This window comes from Paenarthrobacter sp. E2MeOHC11 (assembly GCF_058744955.1).
In genome coordinates, this window is record NZ_CP196673.1 from 4,223,612 (window position 1) to 4,239,978 (window position 16,367).

Sequence of the window (16,367 nt, forward strand, 5' to 3'; positions counted from 1 at the left end):
CAAGCTACCAGTGACGAGGTAGGAAGACCTGAAATTCCAAGGATTCCGCCAGACTGTCAAGACGTCACCAGACAGCCGAAAAGTCGAAGCCCCACCAACGGCAAAACGCTGATGGGGCTTCCCCTTTGCCCAAAAACTGTTGGGCTCTTGAACTCCGGCCGCCGGAAGGCTAGGACGCGGGCGTTTCCTCGGCCGGTGCCAGGACAACATCGCTGACTGTCAGCTCGCCTTCGCCGGACTGGAGCGTGATCTCCTGCGCGTTGGCGGCAGCCTTCAAGTCACCGAGGCCGGCCTTCAACTGGGCGACCAGGACCTCCGAGGCGGTGATGGATGCAGACAGGACCTCTGTGCGCTGCTTGACCTTGGCCTCTGACTTTGCTTTGCGGATACCGCTGAGCGCAGTGCCCACAGTGCCCAGCATGGTGGTGTCGCCGTCGGTGATTTCCAGGGCGGCGGGCCACTCTGCACGGTGGACGGAGCCTGTGCGCCACCAGCCCCAGACCTCTTCAGTGGCGAAGGGCAGGAACGGGGCGAACAGGCGCAGGAGCGAGTCGAGGGTTGTTGCCAGCGCTGCCAGAACGGAAGCCTGCTCGGTCTCGCCTGCGGCACCGTAGGCACGGTCCTTGATCAGCTCAACATAGTCGTCTGTGAACTGCCAGAAGAACGACTCGGTGATCTGGAGCGCGCGGGCGTAGTCGTAGTTTTCGAACGCCTTGGTGGACTGGGCGACGACGTCGGACAGTTGCGCGAGCAACGCACGGTCCAGCGGATTGGTCAGCACCGAGAGGTCGCCGGACACGACAGAGTTCTCGGTGGCGCCAAGGTTCAGCACGAACTTGGAGGCGTTCAACAGTTTGATCGCTAGACGGCGGCCAATCTTCATCTGGGCGATCTCGTACGCTGTGTCAGCGCCGAGCTTGGCCGATGCTGCCCAATAGCGGACAGCGTCTGAACCGTACTCGTTGAGCACATCGGTCGGCACCACAACGTTGCCCTTGGATTTGGACATCTTCTTGCGGTCAGGATCCAGGATCCAGCCGGAGATGGCAGCGTGCTTCCACGGAGCATTCTTCTGCAAGGCGTCGGCCCGGACGGCCGAGGAGAACAGCCAGGTGCGGATGATGTCGTGGCCCTGGGGACGGAGGTCGAAGGGGTAGACCTTGGAGAACAGGTCTTCGTCACGGCTCCAGCCACCGACAATCTGGGGAGTCAGCGAGGAGGTGGCCCAGGTATCAAGGACGTCGGCATCGCCCGTGAAGCCGTTGGCCTGGTCACGCTGGGATTCCTCGAACCCTGGTGCGGCATCCGCGGCAGGGTCCACAGGCAGCATTTCGTCCGACGGCAGGATGGGGTTGTCGTAGTCCGGATTGCCTTGGGCATCCAAGGGATACCAGACGGGGATGGGCACGCCGAAGAAGCGCTGGCGGGATACAAGCCAGTCGCCGTTCAGGCCGGCAATCCAGTTCTCGTAGCGGGAGCGCATGAATGCCGGGTGGAAGGTGATTTCCTGTCCACGGCCGATCAGGCGTTCACGGCGTTCTTCGTCGCGGCCACCGTTGCGGATGTACCACTGACGGGAGGTAACTACTTCGAGGGGCTTGTCGCCCTTCTCGAAGAAGTTCACCGGGTGCATGATCTTCTTCGGTTCGCCATCCAACAGCTCCGCTGCCTTGAGCAGTTCAACCACGGCTTCCTTTGCGGAGAAAGCGGTCTTGCCGGCGATCGCGGCGTAGGCTTCCTTGCCGGCGTCGGTGGTGATCCAGTCAGGGGTCTCAGCGATGATGCGGCCGTCGCGGCCCATGATGGCGCGCGTGGGCAGCTGCAGTTCACGCCACCAGGTGACGTCGGTCAGGTCACCGAACGTACACACCATGGCGATGCCGGAGCCCTTGTCAGCCTTGGCGAGCGGGTGGGCCTTGACCTCGAGCTCCACATCGAACAGCGGGGACTTCACAGTCTTGCCGAACAGCGGCTGGTACCGCTCGTCGTCGGGGTTGGCTACCAGGGCTGCACAAGCGGCGAGCAGTTCCGGACGAGTGGTCTCGATGAAGATCTTTTCCCCGTCTTCGGTGAAGAACGGGTAGCGGTAGTAGGCGCCGGCAACTTCGCGGTCCTCAAGCTCAGCCTGCGCTACAGCAGTGCGGAACGTGACATCCCACAGGGTGGGTGCTTCAGCCATGTATGCATCGCCGGCAGACAGGTTGGCCAGGAAGGCCCGCTGGGACACTGCGCGGGAGGTGTCGTCGATGGTGCGGTACGTCAGGTCCCAGTCCACGGACAAGCCAAGGGTCTGGAACAGGTTCTCGAAGACTTTCTCGTCCTCAACGGCGAGTTCCTCGCACAGTTCGATGAAGTTCTGGCGCGAAACGACGTCGAAATCGCGCTGGTTCTTGGCGGGCTGTGCAGGCGGAGCGTAATCGGCCTTGTAGGGGATGGCGGGATCGCAGCGGACACCGTAGTAGTTCTGGACCCGGCGCTCGGTGGGCAAGCCGTTGTCGTCCCAGCCCATCGGGTAGAAGACATTCTTGCCCGTCATGCGCATGTAGCGGGCCTGGACGTCGGTCTGGGTGAAGGAGAACATGTGGCCCACGTGGAGCGAGCCGGATGCCGTAGGCGGGGGAGTGTCGATCGAGTAGACCTGCTCCCGGGTGGTGTCCGGGTTGAACTTGTAGGTTCCTTCTTCCAGCCAGCGCTGCGTCAGGGCAGCCTCAAGGCCTTCAAGGGCCGGCTTGTCGGGAACGTTGATGGGGGCGGTGGCGGGCGTGTCTGTACCCTGCGTTGATTCAGCCATGGACCAATTGTTTCATGGCCTGGCGTTACAGCCCGCCGCGGGAGGACTCCACGCCCCCGATAAGGTGGTGCCATGACTTTGGCAGCGCAGAACACCCCCGCAGGACAGAACAAGACGGCCGTCGTTACCGGTGCCAGCACCGGGATAGGCGAAGCGACCGTGAGGGCTTTGGTCTCAACCGGATGGACGGTCTTTGCCGTTGCCCGAAGGGCTGAAAGGCTCGGTGCCTTGGGTGCCGAAACCGGTGCGGTTCCGTTCCCGGCAGACATCACGGACGACGACGACGTTGCAGCGTTGCTCGCGGCCGTCACCAAAGCCGGGGGTGCTGACACGCTGATCAACATCGCCGGCGGCGCACGGGGCGCGGACACCATCGCGAACGCAGACACAGACGACTGGGAGTGGATGTACCAGGTCAATGTCCTGGGCACCATGAAGATTACCCGCGCTTTCCTGCCCATGCTCCGGCAGCACGGTGAAGGTACGGTCCTGAACCTCACATCAACGGCCGGGCTCTCGGCCTACGAGGGAGGTGCCGGCTACAACGCGGCCAAATTCGCCCAGCACGCCATGACCAATGCCCTGCGCCTGGAAGAGGTGGGCAACAACATCCGGGTCATTGAGGTGGCTCCCGGGCTCGTGCACACCGAGGAATTCGCCCTCAACCGGCTGGGTGACAAGGACGCTGCCGCGAAGGTCTATGCAGGCGTTGAGAAGCCTTTGACTGCCGCAGACGTCGCGGACGTCGTGAAGTACGCCGTCTCCCTGCCGCATCACATCAACCTTGATGAAATCGTGGTCCGACCGGTCGCCCAGGCAGCCAACCACAAGTTGGTTCGCAAGGAGGGCTAAGGACGGCAGTTAGTTGGCGGGGATGCCCAGTGTCGCCATGATGGCTGCGTGATCGCTGCCAGGCACCTCGTGAACGGAGTAGTTGCTGTTGCTGATCCGGGGCGTCGTGACCATATGGTCGATGACGATTCCCGGCAGCGGCGGCCCCTCCATGGGCCACGTGGCGGAGAACCGTCCGTTGGAGGCCGTCCCGACATCCACGAGTTTCGATCCACCCTGTGGTGCGCCCGCCAGTCCGGAGTCCAACAATTCCCTGAACTCGGAGTGATCAAACGTCGAGTTGTAGTCGCCCACCAGGAGTTGGTTCCCGGGACGTGAAGCCTGGCGGGCCACCTTCATGAGATCGCTGCGCCACTGGGCGATCCGCTCGTCAACCGGCGGAAGCGTGTGGACATTGGTAAGACTCAGCGTGGCCTTGGAACCAGTCCCGGAGTCCGCCAACAGTACGCGCGTGACATCCATTCGGAACGGCGTATCAGGCAAGAGCCCCGCCGCTTCCAGCGGAAATACGGAATAGACCGCACCCCCGGACGCGTCATCATGGGGTTCGCTCACCAGGTTGGGCAGAATTTTTTCCAAGCCCTCCGAACGAAGGCGGTCCTCCAGCCCCTCAGTGTGTTCCTGAAGGGTCAGCAGTTGAACGCCGTTGTCACGGACAAGCCCCACTATGGTGGCAGCGTCCGCCTCGCCATACTCGGTGTTGAGGCTCATGACCTTCACGGAGACGGAGGCAGTCCCTGGAGGCAATGGCTGCACGCGTCCGGTGTCCAGCGGAAACAGCCAGTACAGCTGCACAGCCAGCAGGGCCGCCGTCGTGATGATCACCCACAGGCGACGACCCAGGGCCGCCAGAATCACTGCCAAAGCCGCAGGCACCACCATCCAGGGCGTGAAGGACAAAAGTTGCACCACGATCAGGGGCCACTCCGCTGGGATTGCCCGGAACATCGATACCCCCGCAACTGGCAACACAACCAACAAGGCGAGCACAGACCACGCCAAGGATGCCCGTCGCCTCGGAGGGCGGGCGTCAGGGATGGCCGGAGCGGGGTGCGTCATGGGGTCGAGTCTATGCATCCCGCGCCGGTCCGGACTCCATCCGGAGGATGAACTCCCGGGCGTGATGACTCATGTCAAGATGCTCGCGAAAGTGTTGTGCGTGCCTCAGTTATTTCTGCTCGCGTGATTGAGGCTTCCAGAGCCTGTGTTTTCGCGGCGGCGAGGGCGATGAGCTGGGTTTGGATTCTGGTGATGCCGCGGGTGAGTTCGGCCGGGTTGGTGGTCTCCATTAGTTCGGCAAGTTCGGTCGCTTTGGCCTCGGTGAGGATCCCGGAGTCGATGACGCGGTGGTATGGGGTCCGTGGTTTGTCATAGATCCGGGTCTTTTTGCCGTGTTTGTTTGAGCGCCAGCCGATGGCTTTGGTGGTCGCGGTAAAGAGGTTGAGGCGGATCCGGACCAAGGCGTAGAGGGCGTTGAGGAGCTTCAGTTCGGCCGCCGTGTCGTACCTGTAGTGGAAGGCGTGCCGGCGCACGACGTCACCGTTTTTCTGCTCGACGTGAGCATTGTCGTTGGACTTATACGGCCGTGCACGGGTGAAGTAGATGTCCTTCTTCCCGGCCCACTCGATCATGGCGTAGTTGATGAATTCCCCGCCGTTGTCGGTATCAAGCCCCACCAAGGGAAACGGTAGTCGTGCCACGACCTCATCCATGGCCGCAAGGACCCAGACGTGCGCCCCGTTTCGGACGGCCACGTTCTCGGTCCAGCCGGTGAACACGTCCGTGGCGGTCAGGGTTCGTGCGAATTCCCCAGTCAGGGTGGGGCCGCAATGGACGACCAGGTCCGCCTCGATGAAACCCGGGAGCTGTTCGTGCTCGTCGCCGGCCTTACGGACCGTGATCGAATTACGCAGCAGTGGCCCGGCCTTCGTCGCGGAGAGCCCTTTGGGTTTGTCCGCGTCCTTGGTGGGTTTGAGGAGCCGGTCGATCGTGGCCCCGGAGACCTGCATCAACTGCACTCTGACAGCCGGTGTCAGTCTCTTGGTGTCGAGTTCACCAAACGCTTCGAGCTTCGGTAGCCATAGGTCCATGGTCGCGGCCAGATATTTGCCCGAGGGCATCCCCGCCAGCCGCCACACACCGATCAGGACTTTAAGCGTGTCATAGCCATAGGTTCGTCCCCGAGGCTTCCGTACCGCCACCCTCGCAGGGCCCTTGCGCTTGCGCGCTGTGGAAAGCGCCCGCCGGGCATTGGCCCTGGACCAGCCCGTGACGGCGACCAGCTCGTCCAGAACCAATCCCTTGGCATTCTTCGACGACTTCGCATAATCGGCTGCGTACTTCTTCGTGATTTCCCTACGCGTTGCCATCGACAGGTCCATCCCTCATCGTCACCGCCGTGCCCGCAGCGGCCCATGATTTCGCGAGCGTTTCTCAAATGAGGCATGCACCCCGTTTCGCGAGCACTATTCATGAGTCTCGTCGCCGGGTAGAGCCGGACGGCGCGCTGGCGCTAGACTTGGAGGACCAGCTTTGAACCGGCCATCACCGGTGAGCTTCCGGAAGAACAGCACTGATCGCCTATTCGGCGGCCATGGCCCACTAGAACCGGACGGGTAAGCCCGTCACAGCAGTAATGAGAGGCCGGAACCACGTGTTCCGGTAAGTGAGGTGGTACCGCGGTACCGGTGTTGACGCAGGTCAATACCGTAGCCGTCCTCGCATCCTGACAGTCAACCAGCTATCACAGGATATGAGATGACCCACTACCCCAAGGCCTCAGCGTCTTCGTCCGGCGCGCACGGCGTGTCCGCCTCCGTGAAGTTCCCGGAAATCGAAGAGCGCATCCTCAAATACTGGGATGAAGACGGTACCTTCCAAGCCAGCATCGACCAGCGTGATGCCGGCACGGACGGAAGCAACGAATTCGTCTTCTACGATGGCCCTCCCTTCGCCAACGGCCTGCCACACTACGGCCACCTGCTCACGGGCTACGCCAAAGACCTCGTAGGCCGCTACCAGACCCAGCGCGGTAAGCGCGTGGAGCGCCGCTTCGGCTGGGACACCCACGGCCTGCCGGCAGAGCTCGAGGCCATGAAGCAGCTCGGCATGACGGACAAGACCCAGATCGAAGCCATGGGCATCGACAAGTTCAACGACGCCTGCCGCGCCTCCGTGATGAAGTACGCCAACGAGTGGAAGGCCTACGTCACCCGCCAGGCCCGTTGGGTGGACTTCGAGAACGACTACAAGACGCTCAACGTCGAGTACATGGAGTCGGTCCTCTGGGCCTTCAAGCAGCTGCACGAGAAGGGCCTCACCTACAACGGCTACCGCGTCCTTCCGTATTGCTGGAAGGACGAGACGCCCCTGTCCAACCACGAACTCCGGATGGACGACGACGTCTACAAGAACCGCCAGGACCAGACGGTGACGGTGACGTTCCCCATCAAGGCGGGTGCGTCCGAGCTCTCCCAGGCCCTCGACGGTGTGCAGGCGCTCGCCTGGACCACCACGCCCTGGACGCTGCCCACCAACCTGGCGCTCGCCGTCGGGCCTGAGATCTCCTACGCTGTCCTGCCTGCAGGACCTAACGGAGTCAAGGCCGCTTCCGCCGAAGCGCCGGTCACGGGCAGCTTCCTGCTCGCGGCTGACCTGCTGGGGTCCTACGCCAAGGACCTGGGGTACGACGACGCAGCTGCCGCAACGGCCGCCGTTGTCTCCACTCACACAGGCGCCGAGCTGGCCGGCCTTGAGTACACGCCGTTGTGGAACGACTTTGCCGATGCTGAGAAGTACGGGACGCAGAATGCCTGGCGCTTCCTGGTGGCCGACTACGTCACCACCACCGACGGTACGGGCATCGTCCACCAGGCTCCGGCCTACGGTGAGGATGACCAGAAGGTCTGTGAGGACGCCGGTATCCCCGTGGTCCTCTCCGTGGACGAGGGCGCCAAGTTCCTGCCTCTGTTCGCGCACGGTGAGCTGGCCTCCATCGTTGGCCTGCAGGTCTTCGATGCGAACAAGCCCATCACCCAGGTGCTCCGGGCCGATGGCCGTCTTGTCCGCCAGGCCAGCTACGAACACAGCTACCCGCACTGCTGGCGCTGCCGGAACCCGCTGATCTACCGTGCCGTGTCCTCCTGGTACGTGGAGGTCACCAAGTTCAAGGACCGCATGTCCGAGCTGAACCAGGAGATCAACTGGATCCCCGGGAACGTTAAGGACGGCCAGTTCGGCAAGTGGCTTGAAAACGCCCGCGACTGGTCCATCAGCCGTAACCGCTACTGGGGTTCGCCCATCCCGGTGTGGCAGTCGGACGACCCCGAGTACCCGCGTACTGACGTCTACGGATCGTTGGCCGAGATGGAAGCCGACTTTGGCCGCCTCCCGGTCAACAACGACGGGCAAGTGGACCTGCACCGCCCGTTCATTGACGACCTGACCCGGCCGAACCCGGACGACCCCACGGGTAAGTCGACCATGCGCCGCGTCGAGGACGTCCTGGACGTCTGGTTCGACTCCGGATCCATGCCTTACGGACAGGTGCACTACCCGTTCCAGAACGAGGAATGGTTCGACACCCACAACCCCGCGGACTTCATCGTGGAGTACATCGGCCAGACACGTGGTTGGTTCTACATGCTCCACATCCTGTCGACGGCGCTGTTCGACCGCCCCGCGTTCCGTAATGTCATCAGCCATGGCATCGTGCTGGGCTCGGACGGCCAGAAGATGTCCAAGAGCCTGCGGAACTACCCGGATGTGTCCGAAGTCCTGGATCGCGACGGTTCCGACGCCATGCGCTGGTTCCTCATGTCCAGCCCCATCCTGCGCGGTGGCAACCTGGTGGTGACCGAACAGGGCATCCGTGATGGTGTCCGCCAGGTCATCCTGCCGCTGTGGAACGTGTACAGCTTCTTCACGCTGTACACCAACGCTGCCAACGCAGTGGATGGGACAACGTCCGGCTACGATGCACAGCTCCGCTATGACGGCTACGCTGACACGCTGGACCAGTACCTCCTGGCGAACACCGGCGATTTGGTCCGTAACGTCACCGCCAGCCTGGACAGCTATGACATCTCCGGAGCTTGCGATGCACTGCGCAGCTACCTGGACATGCTCACCAACTGGTACGTCCGCCGCAGCCGCCAGCGCTTCTTTGATGAGAACGTTGACGCCTTCGACGCGCTGTACACGGCCCTCGAGGCAGTGTGCCGGGTGTCGGCGTCCTTGCTGCCCCTTGTTTCGGAAGAGATCTGGCGCGGACTGACCGGTGGCCGTTCGGTCCATCTGGCTGACTGGCCTGACGCTTCGCTGTTCCCGTCCAACCCGGCATTGGTGGAAGCCATGGACCGTGTCCAGCAGATCTGCTCCACCGGTTCCAGCCTGCGCAAGGCCGCGAACCTGCGCGTTCGACTGCCGCTGCAGGAACTGACTGTGGTGGCACCCGGTGCCGATGCGCTGGAAGGCTTTGCCGCCGTCGTCGCTGATGAGCTGAACCTGCGGTCGGTCCGTTTGCTCGATGCCGCTACTGCTTCGCCGGAGGAGTTCGGCATCGAGCAGAAGCTCGTGGTCAACGCCCGTGCCGCGGGGCCGCGCCTCGGCAAGAACGTCCAGCAGGCCATCAAGGGCTCCAAGTCCGGCGACTGGTCCGTCAACGATGCTGGTGTGGTGGTTGCCGGTGGCTTGGAGCTCGAGCCGCACGAATACACACTGGAGACAGTGGTGGCAGAAGCGGCCGACGGCGGAAGCTCGGCAGTTGCCGTTCTGCCGGGAGGCGGATTCGTGGTCCTGAACACCGAAGTTACTCCGGAGCTTGCCGCCGAGGGCCTGGCCCGGGACATGGTCCGCGCCATCCAGCAGGCACGCAAGGACGCAGGACTGAACGTCAGCGACCGGATCCGTACGACGGTGGAGGCAGCGCAGGACGTCGTCGACGCCTTGGAAGCCAACTCGGAACTGGTCCGGACCGAGACGCTGACCCTGGAACTTGAGGTTCTGTTGGCCAGCGTCGAGGAACCCCAGGTCACCGTTGCAAAGGCAGGAGCCTGAACCATGACTGACGAATTTTCAGTTGAGAGCGTCTATGCCGAACTCCTGGGCCGTGCCCCGGAAAACAAGATGGAGCCGCGCCTGGCTCCGCTGTTCCGTGCCATGGACGTCCTGGGGGAGCCGAACAAGGCCTTCCCGATCATCCACATCACAGGTACCAATGGAAAGACTTCGACAGCCCGCATGATTGAGTCCGGGCTGCGTGCCCATGGCCTCAGCACCGGCCGTTACACCAGCCCGCACCTGTCCAAGGTGACTGAGCGCATCAGCATTGATGGCGAACCGGTGCCGGACGCTACCTTCGTGCGGATCTGGGACGAAATCCGTCCCTACCTGGAAATCGTGGACAGCGAACTTGTTGCCGATGACCAGCCACGCCTGACGTACTTCGAATGCCTGACCATCCTGGGCTTTGCGGTGTTTGCCGACCAGCCTGTCGACGTTGCCGTGATGGAGGTTGGCCTGGGTGGCATCACCGATGCGACCAACGTTGGCGACGGCCAGGTCTCCGTCATCACGCCTATCTCCTTGGACCACACGGATCTTCTGGGCGACACCACCGAGGACATCGCCTACGAGAAGGCGGGCATCATCAAGCCCGGAGGTTTCCTGGTGAGCGCCGCCCAGCCGGTGGATGCGGCCCAGGTTCTGTTGGAGAAGGCCCGCGAAGTAGATGTACCCTTCCGTTTTGAGGGCGTTGAGTTCGGTGTTGAGTCCCGCGCTGTCGCTGTGGGGGGACAGATGATCACCATCCAGGGTCTCGCCGGCCGGTATGAGGACCTGCTGTTGCCGCTGCATGGCGCCCACCAGGCTGAGAATGCCGCGGTCGCCGTTGCTGCCTTGGAAGCCTTCTTTGGCGGGGGAGAGAAGGAGCTCGACGCCGAGGTACTCAAGGAAGCGTTCGGTTCTGTGACGTCGCCGGGACGGTTGGAAGTGGTCCGCACGGCCCCCACGGTCGTGGTGGACGCTGCGCACAATCCCGACGGCATCAGAGTTTCGTCCGAGGCGATCCAGGAGGCCTTCAGCTTCAGCAAACTCGTCGTGGTGGTGGGCGTCCTGCGGGAGAAGGACGCTGAGGAAATCCTGAAGACGCTCAAGGAGTCCCTTGGCGGCCTTGCCGGCGAATTCTGCTTTACGCAATCCAACTCTGCCCGTGCCGTTCCCGCAGGAGAACTCGCAGAGCTGGCTGTGGATCTCGGCTTTGGCGAGGATAACGTGCACATCGCGGAGAAGCTTGATGACGCCCTTGAGTGGGCCGTGGAGCGCGCGGAATCCAACGACGACCTCGCGGGCGGCGTCCTGGTGACAGGCTCCATTACGGTAGTGGCCGAGGCTCGGATCCTGCTCGGAAAGGCGAGTGCCTAGTATGGCGAAAATGACTAAGGCGCAGCGCGAATGGCGGCCGGGAATGCCCAAGAAGCGTCGGTCGACGAAGGTGATGTTTGCTTCCACAGTGCTCCTGCTCGAAGCCTTCGTCGCGTTCTTCGGCACCCTCGCGGTCTTCGGTTTGAAGCGTGGCCAGGTGGACCCGGCCATCATCCTGGGGGTCGGTATCGCCCTGACCGTGGTGCTTGTTTTGGCCTGTGCCGTCTTGTCCAAGCCGTGGGGCATCGCGGTCGGCTGGGGTTTGCAGTTGGTGCTGATCCTGACTGGCTTCGCCGAGCCGACGATGTTCATCGTGGGCATCCTGTTTGCCATCTGCTGGTGGTACGGGATCAGGGCGGGTATGAGGATCGACCGCGAAGTTGCCCAGCGCGACCGTGAACAGGCGGAATGGGATGCAGCACACGGTGACGAAGCAGAGCCGCAAACCCCGTAAACTGGCTGGGAAAACCACCGACCAACCACATTGGAGCAACTGTGAGCATTGAACGGACCCTTGTCCTGGTCAAGCCCGACGGCGTCGCCCGCAACCTGAGCGGCAGCATCCTCGCCCGGATCGAGGCCAAGGGATACACCCTGGCGGAGCTGAAGAAGGTCAACGCCACCCGCGAACTGCTGGAGCAGCACTACGAGGAACACGTGGGCAAGCCGTTCTACGAGCCCTTGGTTGAGTTCATGCTGAGCGGACCGGTCATCGCGGCAGTCTTCGAGGGCCACCGCGTGATCGAGGGCTTCCGTTCACTGGCCGGAACCACCGATCCCACGACGGCGGCACCGGGCACCATCCGCGGCGACTTCGGCCGGGACTGGGGCCTGGCAGTCCAGCAGAACCTGGTTCACGGCTCGGATTCCGTTGAATCCGCTGAGCGTGAGATCAACATCTGGTTCGCTGGCTGATAACGCTGCACCGAAACTACAGGAAAGGCCAATGTTCATCACGAACATTGGCCTTTCCTGTTATCCCGGGAGGGGTTGTTCCTAAGCGGAGGAACCCACGAAGATGTGCATGAACGAGAAGAAGATGGTGGCGATGACGGCAACGTACAGCAGAGCCACGATGATCCAGCCGGACTCGCCCAGCAGCTTGGCCAGGGCCGGTGGTGCCTTGATGACTCCCTGGGTGATGTTGCGGATGGCCACCCATACGAACAACGGGATCATGGCTGCCCACACCACCATGCAGAACGGGCACAGTACGTGGATGGCGTAGAGGGCTTGGGACCACAGCCAGACCACGAAGGCGAAGCCGAGGGTTACGCCTCCCTGGAGGCCCAACCAGTAGCCCCTTGAGAACTTGGCGCCCGCAAGAATGCCCATGGCCGTTGTGATGATGACGGCAAAGGCAACGATGCCAATGAACATATTGGGGAACCCGAACACGGAACTTTGCGGTGTCTGCATCACGGCACCACAGGAAACCCAGGGGTTCACATCACACACGGTCACGTGGTTGGGATCCTTGAGGACCTCAAGTTTCTCAAGGACCAGTGCGCCGGACGCCAGCCACCCGATGACACCGGTGATCAGCAGGATCCAGGCGAAAGGTTTGTCCCGGACCGTCATTGGAAGGGAATCCTGCCGGGTACCTGGTTGGGTGGGCAGATCCTCCACGCGGTTTGTGGCTTGGTTGGCCAGGTTTCCCTTGGCTGTGCTCGGCATCGCGGATGTAGTCCTTTTCAACAAGTGGCCCGGCCTTGCCGGTAACGGCTCTTGGGAGGATTGTAACGCCGGAGGCTGGGCGCTGCCCCCAGCTTCTCGTTAGCTCCGGTCCTCCCGGGCACTGCACGACACAGCGGCTTACCTTGGGAATGTTCAGGGGTGTGAGAGAATGAACATGGCTGGAAGCCGATCCACATTCGGAATCCGGTCCGGTGACTTTGTTCCCAAGACCGCCAGTATGAGCTGGGCATGCCTGGATCACGTGATCCCCGGTAGGCCCGCCATGACAATGGACGGCACCTGGTTGTGGCAGCAGAACAACGGGTTTCAGAATAAAGCCGCCGGCCTTCCAGGGCTGCCGCACCCCAATGATGGTGCGAACCGGAAGGCATACTACCGACTTCTGTCAACGCCTGCGGGTTTTGACAATATTTGCCCCACTGGGCGCCGGATGTGGCGGTGTCGCTGGGGCAGGAGTGTTGCCACATATGGATAATGACCAAGTTGTAGCCGTTAATGACGAGGCAGCTCCCGCGGAAACCGCGGAAGCGCCAAAGAAAGCCACCCGGACCCGGCGCAAGGCTGCGCCCAAGGTTGCCGCAGAGGTAGAGTCGCCTGCCGCAGAAGCGTCCGCTGTTGAAACAACCGAAGCCCCAGCAGCACCAGTGCGCCGTACCCGGTCCCGCAAGAAGGCAGAGCCTGCTGAGCCGCTGCCCGGTTTGGGTGACGACGCCACTGCGGCGCCTGAAGCTGCCGTGGAGAGCCAGCCCGAAGCTGCAGCCGAGCCTGCCCCTGAAAAGCCGGTCCGCCGTCGTCGTGCTGCCAAGCCCAAGGCCGAGCCGGTAGAAGAGCCTGCCGCCGCAGAAACCACGACGCCGGATGCACCCACCCAGCCCGTGGCCCCTGTTGCTGCGGTAGCCGCTGAAGAGCCCGCGTCCGAAGAAGCGGAGGCCGAAGGGGCGGAGGACGACGCTGCTCCCGCTGCGTCCACGTCCCTGTTCATGGAGCCTGTTTCCATCACATCCATGATTTTCCAGGCCCCGGACCTCACCACGGTCCCGCGCGTTGCCGCCGTCGAAGAAAAAGACGAGGAACCGGAAGCGGAAACCGAATCCGGCGCTGAAGGTGAGTTGGACGATGCCGGCAGCCGGCGTCGTCGTCGGAGCCGTGGCCGCCGGGGACGTCGTGGAACCGAGCGCGAAGAGAACGAAGCCGAAGATGGCAGCGAATCCGAGGACGAGGAAGCTCCAGCGACCGAAGCCCTCGATGAAGGCGTGACGTCACGCCGTCGCCGTCGCCGCCGCCGTGGCGACCAGGATCTTGAATTGACCGGAGGGTCGGACGACGATCCGCCCAACACGGTGACCCGCGTCCGTGCTCCCCGCCCTGTGACGGAGACAGCCCCGTCCAACCGCGTAACCAGCGTCAAGGGCTCCACCAGGCTTGAGGCCAAGAAGCAGCGTCGTCGGGAATCCCGCGAGACCGGACGCCGCCGCCAAGTCATCACCGAGGCCGAGTTCCTGGCCCGCCGCGAGTCGGTGGACCGCCAGATGATCGTCCGCCAGCGCGACGACAGAATACAGATTGGTGTCCTGGAAGACGGTGTGCTGGCTGAGCACTTCGTTTCCAAGACCCAGCAGGACTCCTTGATCGGCAACGTTTACCTGGGCAAAGTCCAGAACGTCCTTCCGTCCATGGAGGCGGCGTTCGTGGACATCGGACGCGGCCGAAACGCAGTGTTGTACGCCGGTGAAGTCAACTGGGACGCGGTCAACCTCGAAGGCCAGCCGCGCCGGATCGAGAACGCCCTGAAGTCCGGCGACTCCGTCCTGGTCCAGGTCACCAAGGACCCCGTGGGTCACAAGGGTGCCCGCCTCACCAGCCAGATTTCCCTGCCGGGCCGCTACCTTGTGTACGTGCCGGGCGGTTCCATGACCGGCATCTCCCGCAAGTTGCCGGACGTCGAACGTAACCGCCTCAAGCGGATCCTGAAGGATCGTTTGCCGGAAAACGCCGGTGTCATTGTCCGCACGGCCGCAGAAGGAGCGTCGGAGGAAGAGCTGACGCACGATATCAACCGCCTCCGCGCGCAGTGGGAAGGCATCGAGGGGCAGGCTTCCTCGACCAAGGTGCTGGCTCCGGAACTGCTGTACGGCGAACCGGACCTGACCATCAAGGTTGTCCGCGATGTCTTCAACGAGGACTTCTCCAAGCTGATCGTCTCCGGCGACGACGCCTGGGACACCATTGAAGCCTACGTGACCTACGTCGCCCCAGATCTGGTGGGCCGCCTTGAAAAGTGGACCAAGGACCAGGACATCTTCTCTGCGTGGCGCATCGACGAGCAGATCCACAAGGCGCTGGAACGGAAGGTCTTCCTCCCGTCAGGTGGCTCGTTGGTCATCGACCGCACCGAAGCCATGACCGTAGTGGACGTTAACACCGGCAAGTTCACCGGCAGTGGCGGAAACCTTGAGGAGACGGTCACCAAGAACAACCTTGAAGCGGCCGAGGAAGTAGTTCGCCAGCTCCGGCTGCGTGATATCGGTGGCATCATCGTCATCGACTTCATCGACATGGTCCTTGAATCAAACCGCGACCTCGTCCTCCGGCGCATGGTGGAATGCCTTGGCCGCGACCGCACCAAGCACCAAGTGGCCGAAGTGACGTCGCTGGGCCTCGTCCAGATGACCCGTAAGCGCATGGGCACCGGCCTCTTGGAGGTCTTCGGTGAGCAGTGCGAGCATTGTGCCGGCCGGGGCGTCGTGACGCACGATGAACCTGTGGAGCACCGCCGCGCCAACGTCGTGGCCGCCGAACACCACCGCCCCCACACGGAGACCCAGCAGCCTGCTGGCCGCACGGAACGCAAGCGTCGCCGGGGCAAGGGCGGGGGACAGCCCGTTGCCGAAGCGTCCGCGCAGGTCCACACCACCACGTCGACGCCGGCTGCGCCGGCTGCTCCCGCTGAGCCCCAGGATCCGGCGAAGCAGGCCAAGGCCGAGGCGACCAGGGCTGCTTTGGCCACGATTGCCGCTGCCGCCCATGCCGCGCACCTGCACGACGACGAAGTCCACCGTGCAGAAGAACAGGCACGGGCAGCTGGACAGCAGGAGTCTGCCGCTCAGTCCGTGGCGCCCGCCGAGGCAGAGGAAGCCGCAGTTCGCGAAGGCAGGTCCACGCCGGTCCTGCGTTTCGGTGGGGAGGAAGTTGCTTTGCCGTTCGGTGAACACCACGAAGAACCGCCGGCCGCAAAGCCTGCCATGAGCCTTGATCTCCTGGCTGAAGCGTTCTCCCACCTTGGCGCAGCTCCTGAGGAAAAGCCCGAAGCGCTGTTTGCTCCGAAGGCCGTCGAAGCGGATCCCGAAGCTGTTCCCGCCTCGCGGGCCCGCCGTGGCCGCCGCAACCGCAGCGCGAGCAGGGCGCAAGGTGCGGCTAACGAAACAAGCGTCGAGCACCATGAGGTGACTGCCTCGGTTGGTCAAGGAACGGCACACGAGGCCAAAGCACCCATGGAACCGGCCAAGAAGGCAGCGTCCGAGGAGCCCATTATCCTGGGGGTTGGGGTACCGGCTTCCGAGCTCTAGCACGGGCAAGGAAACCCAAGCATGAGGGCCCTGCACGA

10 protein-coding genes are annotated in these 16,367 nt (G+C 63.0%); 6 read left to right on the plus strand and 4 right to left on the minus strand.

Features of this window, described 5'->3' with window-relative positions:
• Positions 1 to 169 precede the first annotated feature (169 nt).
• Positions 170 to 2,791, minus strand: coding sequence for a valine--tRNA ligase (gene valS / locus ACSSVG_RS19680; RefSeq protein WP_492415916.1), 2,622 nt, complete (start codon positions 2,789 to 2,791; stop codon positions 170 to 172).
• Between the two features lie 72 nt (positions 2,792 to 2,863).
• Between valS and ACSSVG_RS19685 the strand changes: the two genes are divergently transcribed.
• Complete coding sequence (locus ACSSVG_RS19685) at positions 2,864 to 3,643, plus strand: SDR family oxidoreductase (RefSeq protein ID WP_492415917.1); 780 nt, start codon at positions 2,864 to 2,866, stop codon at positions 3,641 to 3,643.
• A 9-nt stretch (positions 3,644 to 3,652) separates the two neighbouring features.
• Here ACSSVG_RS19685 and ACSSVG_RS19690 read toward each other — a convergent pair whose 3' ends face one another.
• A complete protein-coding gene (locus ACSSVG_RS19690; protein WP_492415918.1) occupies positions 3,653 to 4,702 on the minus strand; it encodes an endonuclease/exonuclease/phosphatase family protein in 1,050 nt (349 codons plus the stop codon).
• A 74-nt stretch (positions 4,703 to 4,776) separates the two neighbouring features.
• On the minus strand, positions 4,777 to 6,012 hold the full coding sequence (locus tag ACSSVG_RS19695; protein WP_492415919.1) for an integrase catalytic domain-containing protein: 1,236 nt from the start codon (positions 6,010 to 6,012) through the stop codon (positions 4,777 to 4,779).
• 388 nt (positions 6,013 to 6,400) lie between these two features.
• On the opposite strand from ACSSVG_RS19695, the gene ileS reads away from it, so the two are divergent.
• From ileS to ndk, 4 genes are read left to right on the plus strand one after another with little or no spacing between them, the layout of a single operon-like run.
• Positions 6,401 to 9,700 carry an isoleucine--tRNA ligase gene (ileS, locus tag ACSSVG_RS19700; RefSeq protein ID WP_492415920.1) on the plus strand — a complete coding sequence of 1,100 codons (3,300 nt, stop codon included), beginning with the start codon at positions 6,401 to 6,403 and terminating at the stop codon, positions 9,698 to 9,700.
• Positions 9,701 to 9,703: 3 nt separating this feature from the next.
• A complete protein-coding gene (locus ACSSVG_RS19705; protein WP_231343110.1) occupies positions 9,704 to 11,065 on the plus strand; it encodes a bifunctional folylpolyglutamate synthase/dihydrofolate synthase in 1,362 nt (453 codons plus the stop codon).
• A 1-nt stretch (position 11,066) separates the two neighbouring features.
• Complete coding sequence (locus tag ACSSVG_RS19710) at positions 11,067 to 11,519, plus strand: DUF4233 domain-containing protein (RefSeq protein WP_231343108.1); 453 nt, start codon at positions 11,067 to 11,069, stop codon at positions 11,517 to 11,519.
• Between the two features lie 41 nt (positions 11,520 to 11,560).
• Positions 11,561 to 11,980: a nucleoside-diphosphate kinase gene (ndk, locus tag ACSSVG_RS19715; protein WP_231343106.1), complete on the plus strand. Its 420-nt coding sequence runs from the start codon at positions 11,561 to 11,563 to the stop codon at positions 11,978 to 11,980.
• 81 nt (positions 11,981 to 12,061) lie between these two features.
• Here ndk and ACSSVG_RS19720 read toward each other — a convergent pair whose 3' ends face one another.
• Positions 12,062 to 12,742: a vitamin K epoxide reductase family protein gene (locus tag ACSSVG_RS19720; protein ID WP_492415921.1), complete on the minus strand. Its 681-nt coding sequence runs from the start codon at positions 12,740 to 12,742 to the stop codon at positions 12,062 to 12,064.
• 488 nt (positions 12,743 to 13,230) lie between these two features.
• On the opposite strand from ACSSVG_RS19720, the gene ACSSVG_RS19725 reads away from it, so the two are divergent.
• On the plus strand, positions 13,231 to 16,329 hold the full coding sequence (locus ACSSVG_RS19725) for an Rne/Rng family ribonuclease (RefSeq protein WP_492415922.1): 3,099 nt from the start codon (positions 13,231 to 13,233) through the stop codon (positions 16,327 to 16,329).
• Positions 16,330 to 16,367: the final 38 nt, after the last annotated feature.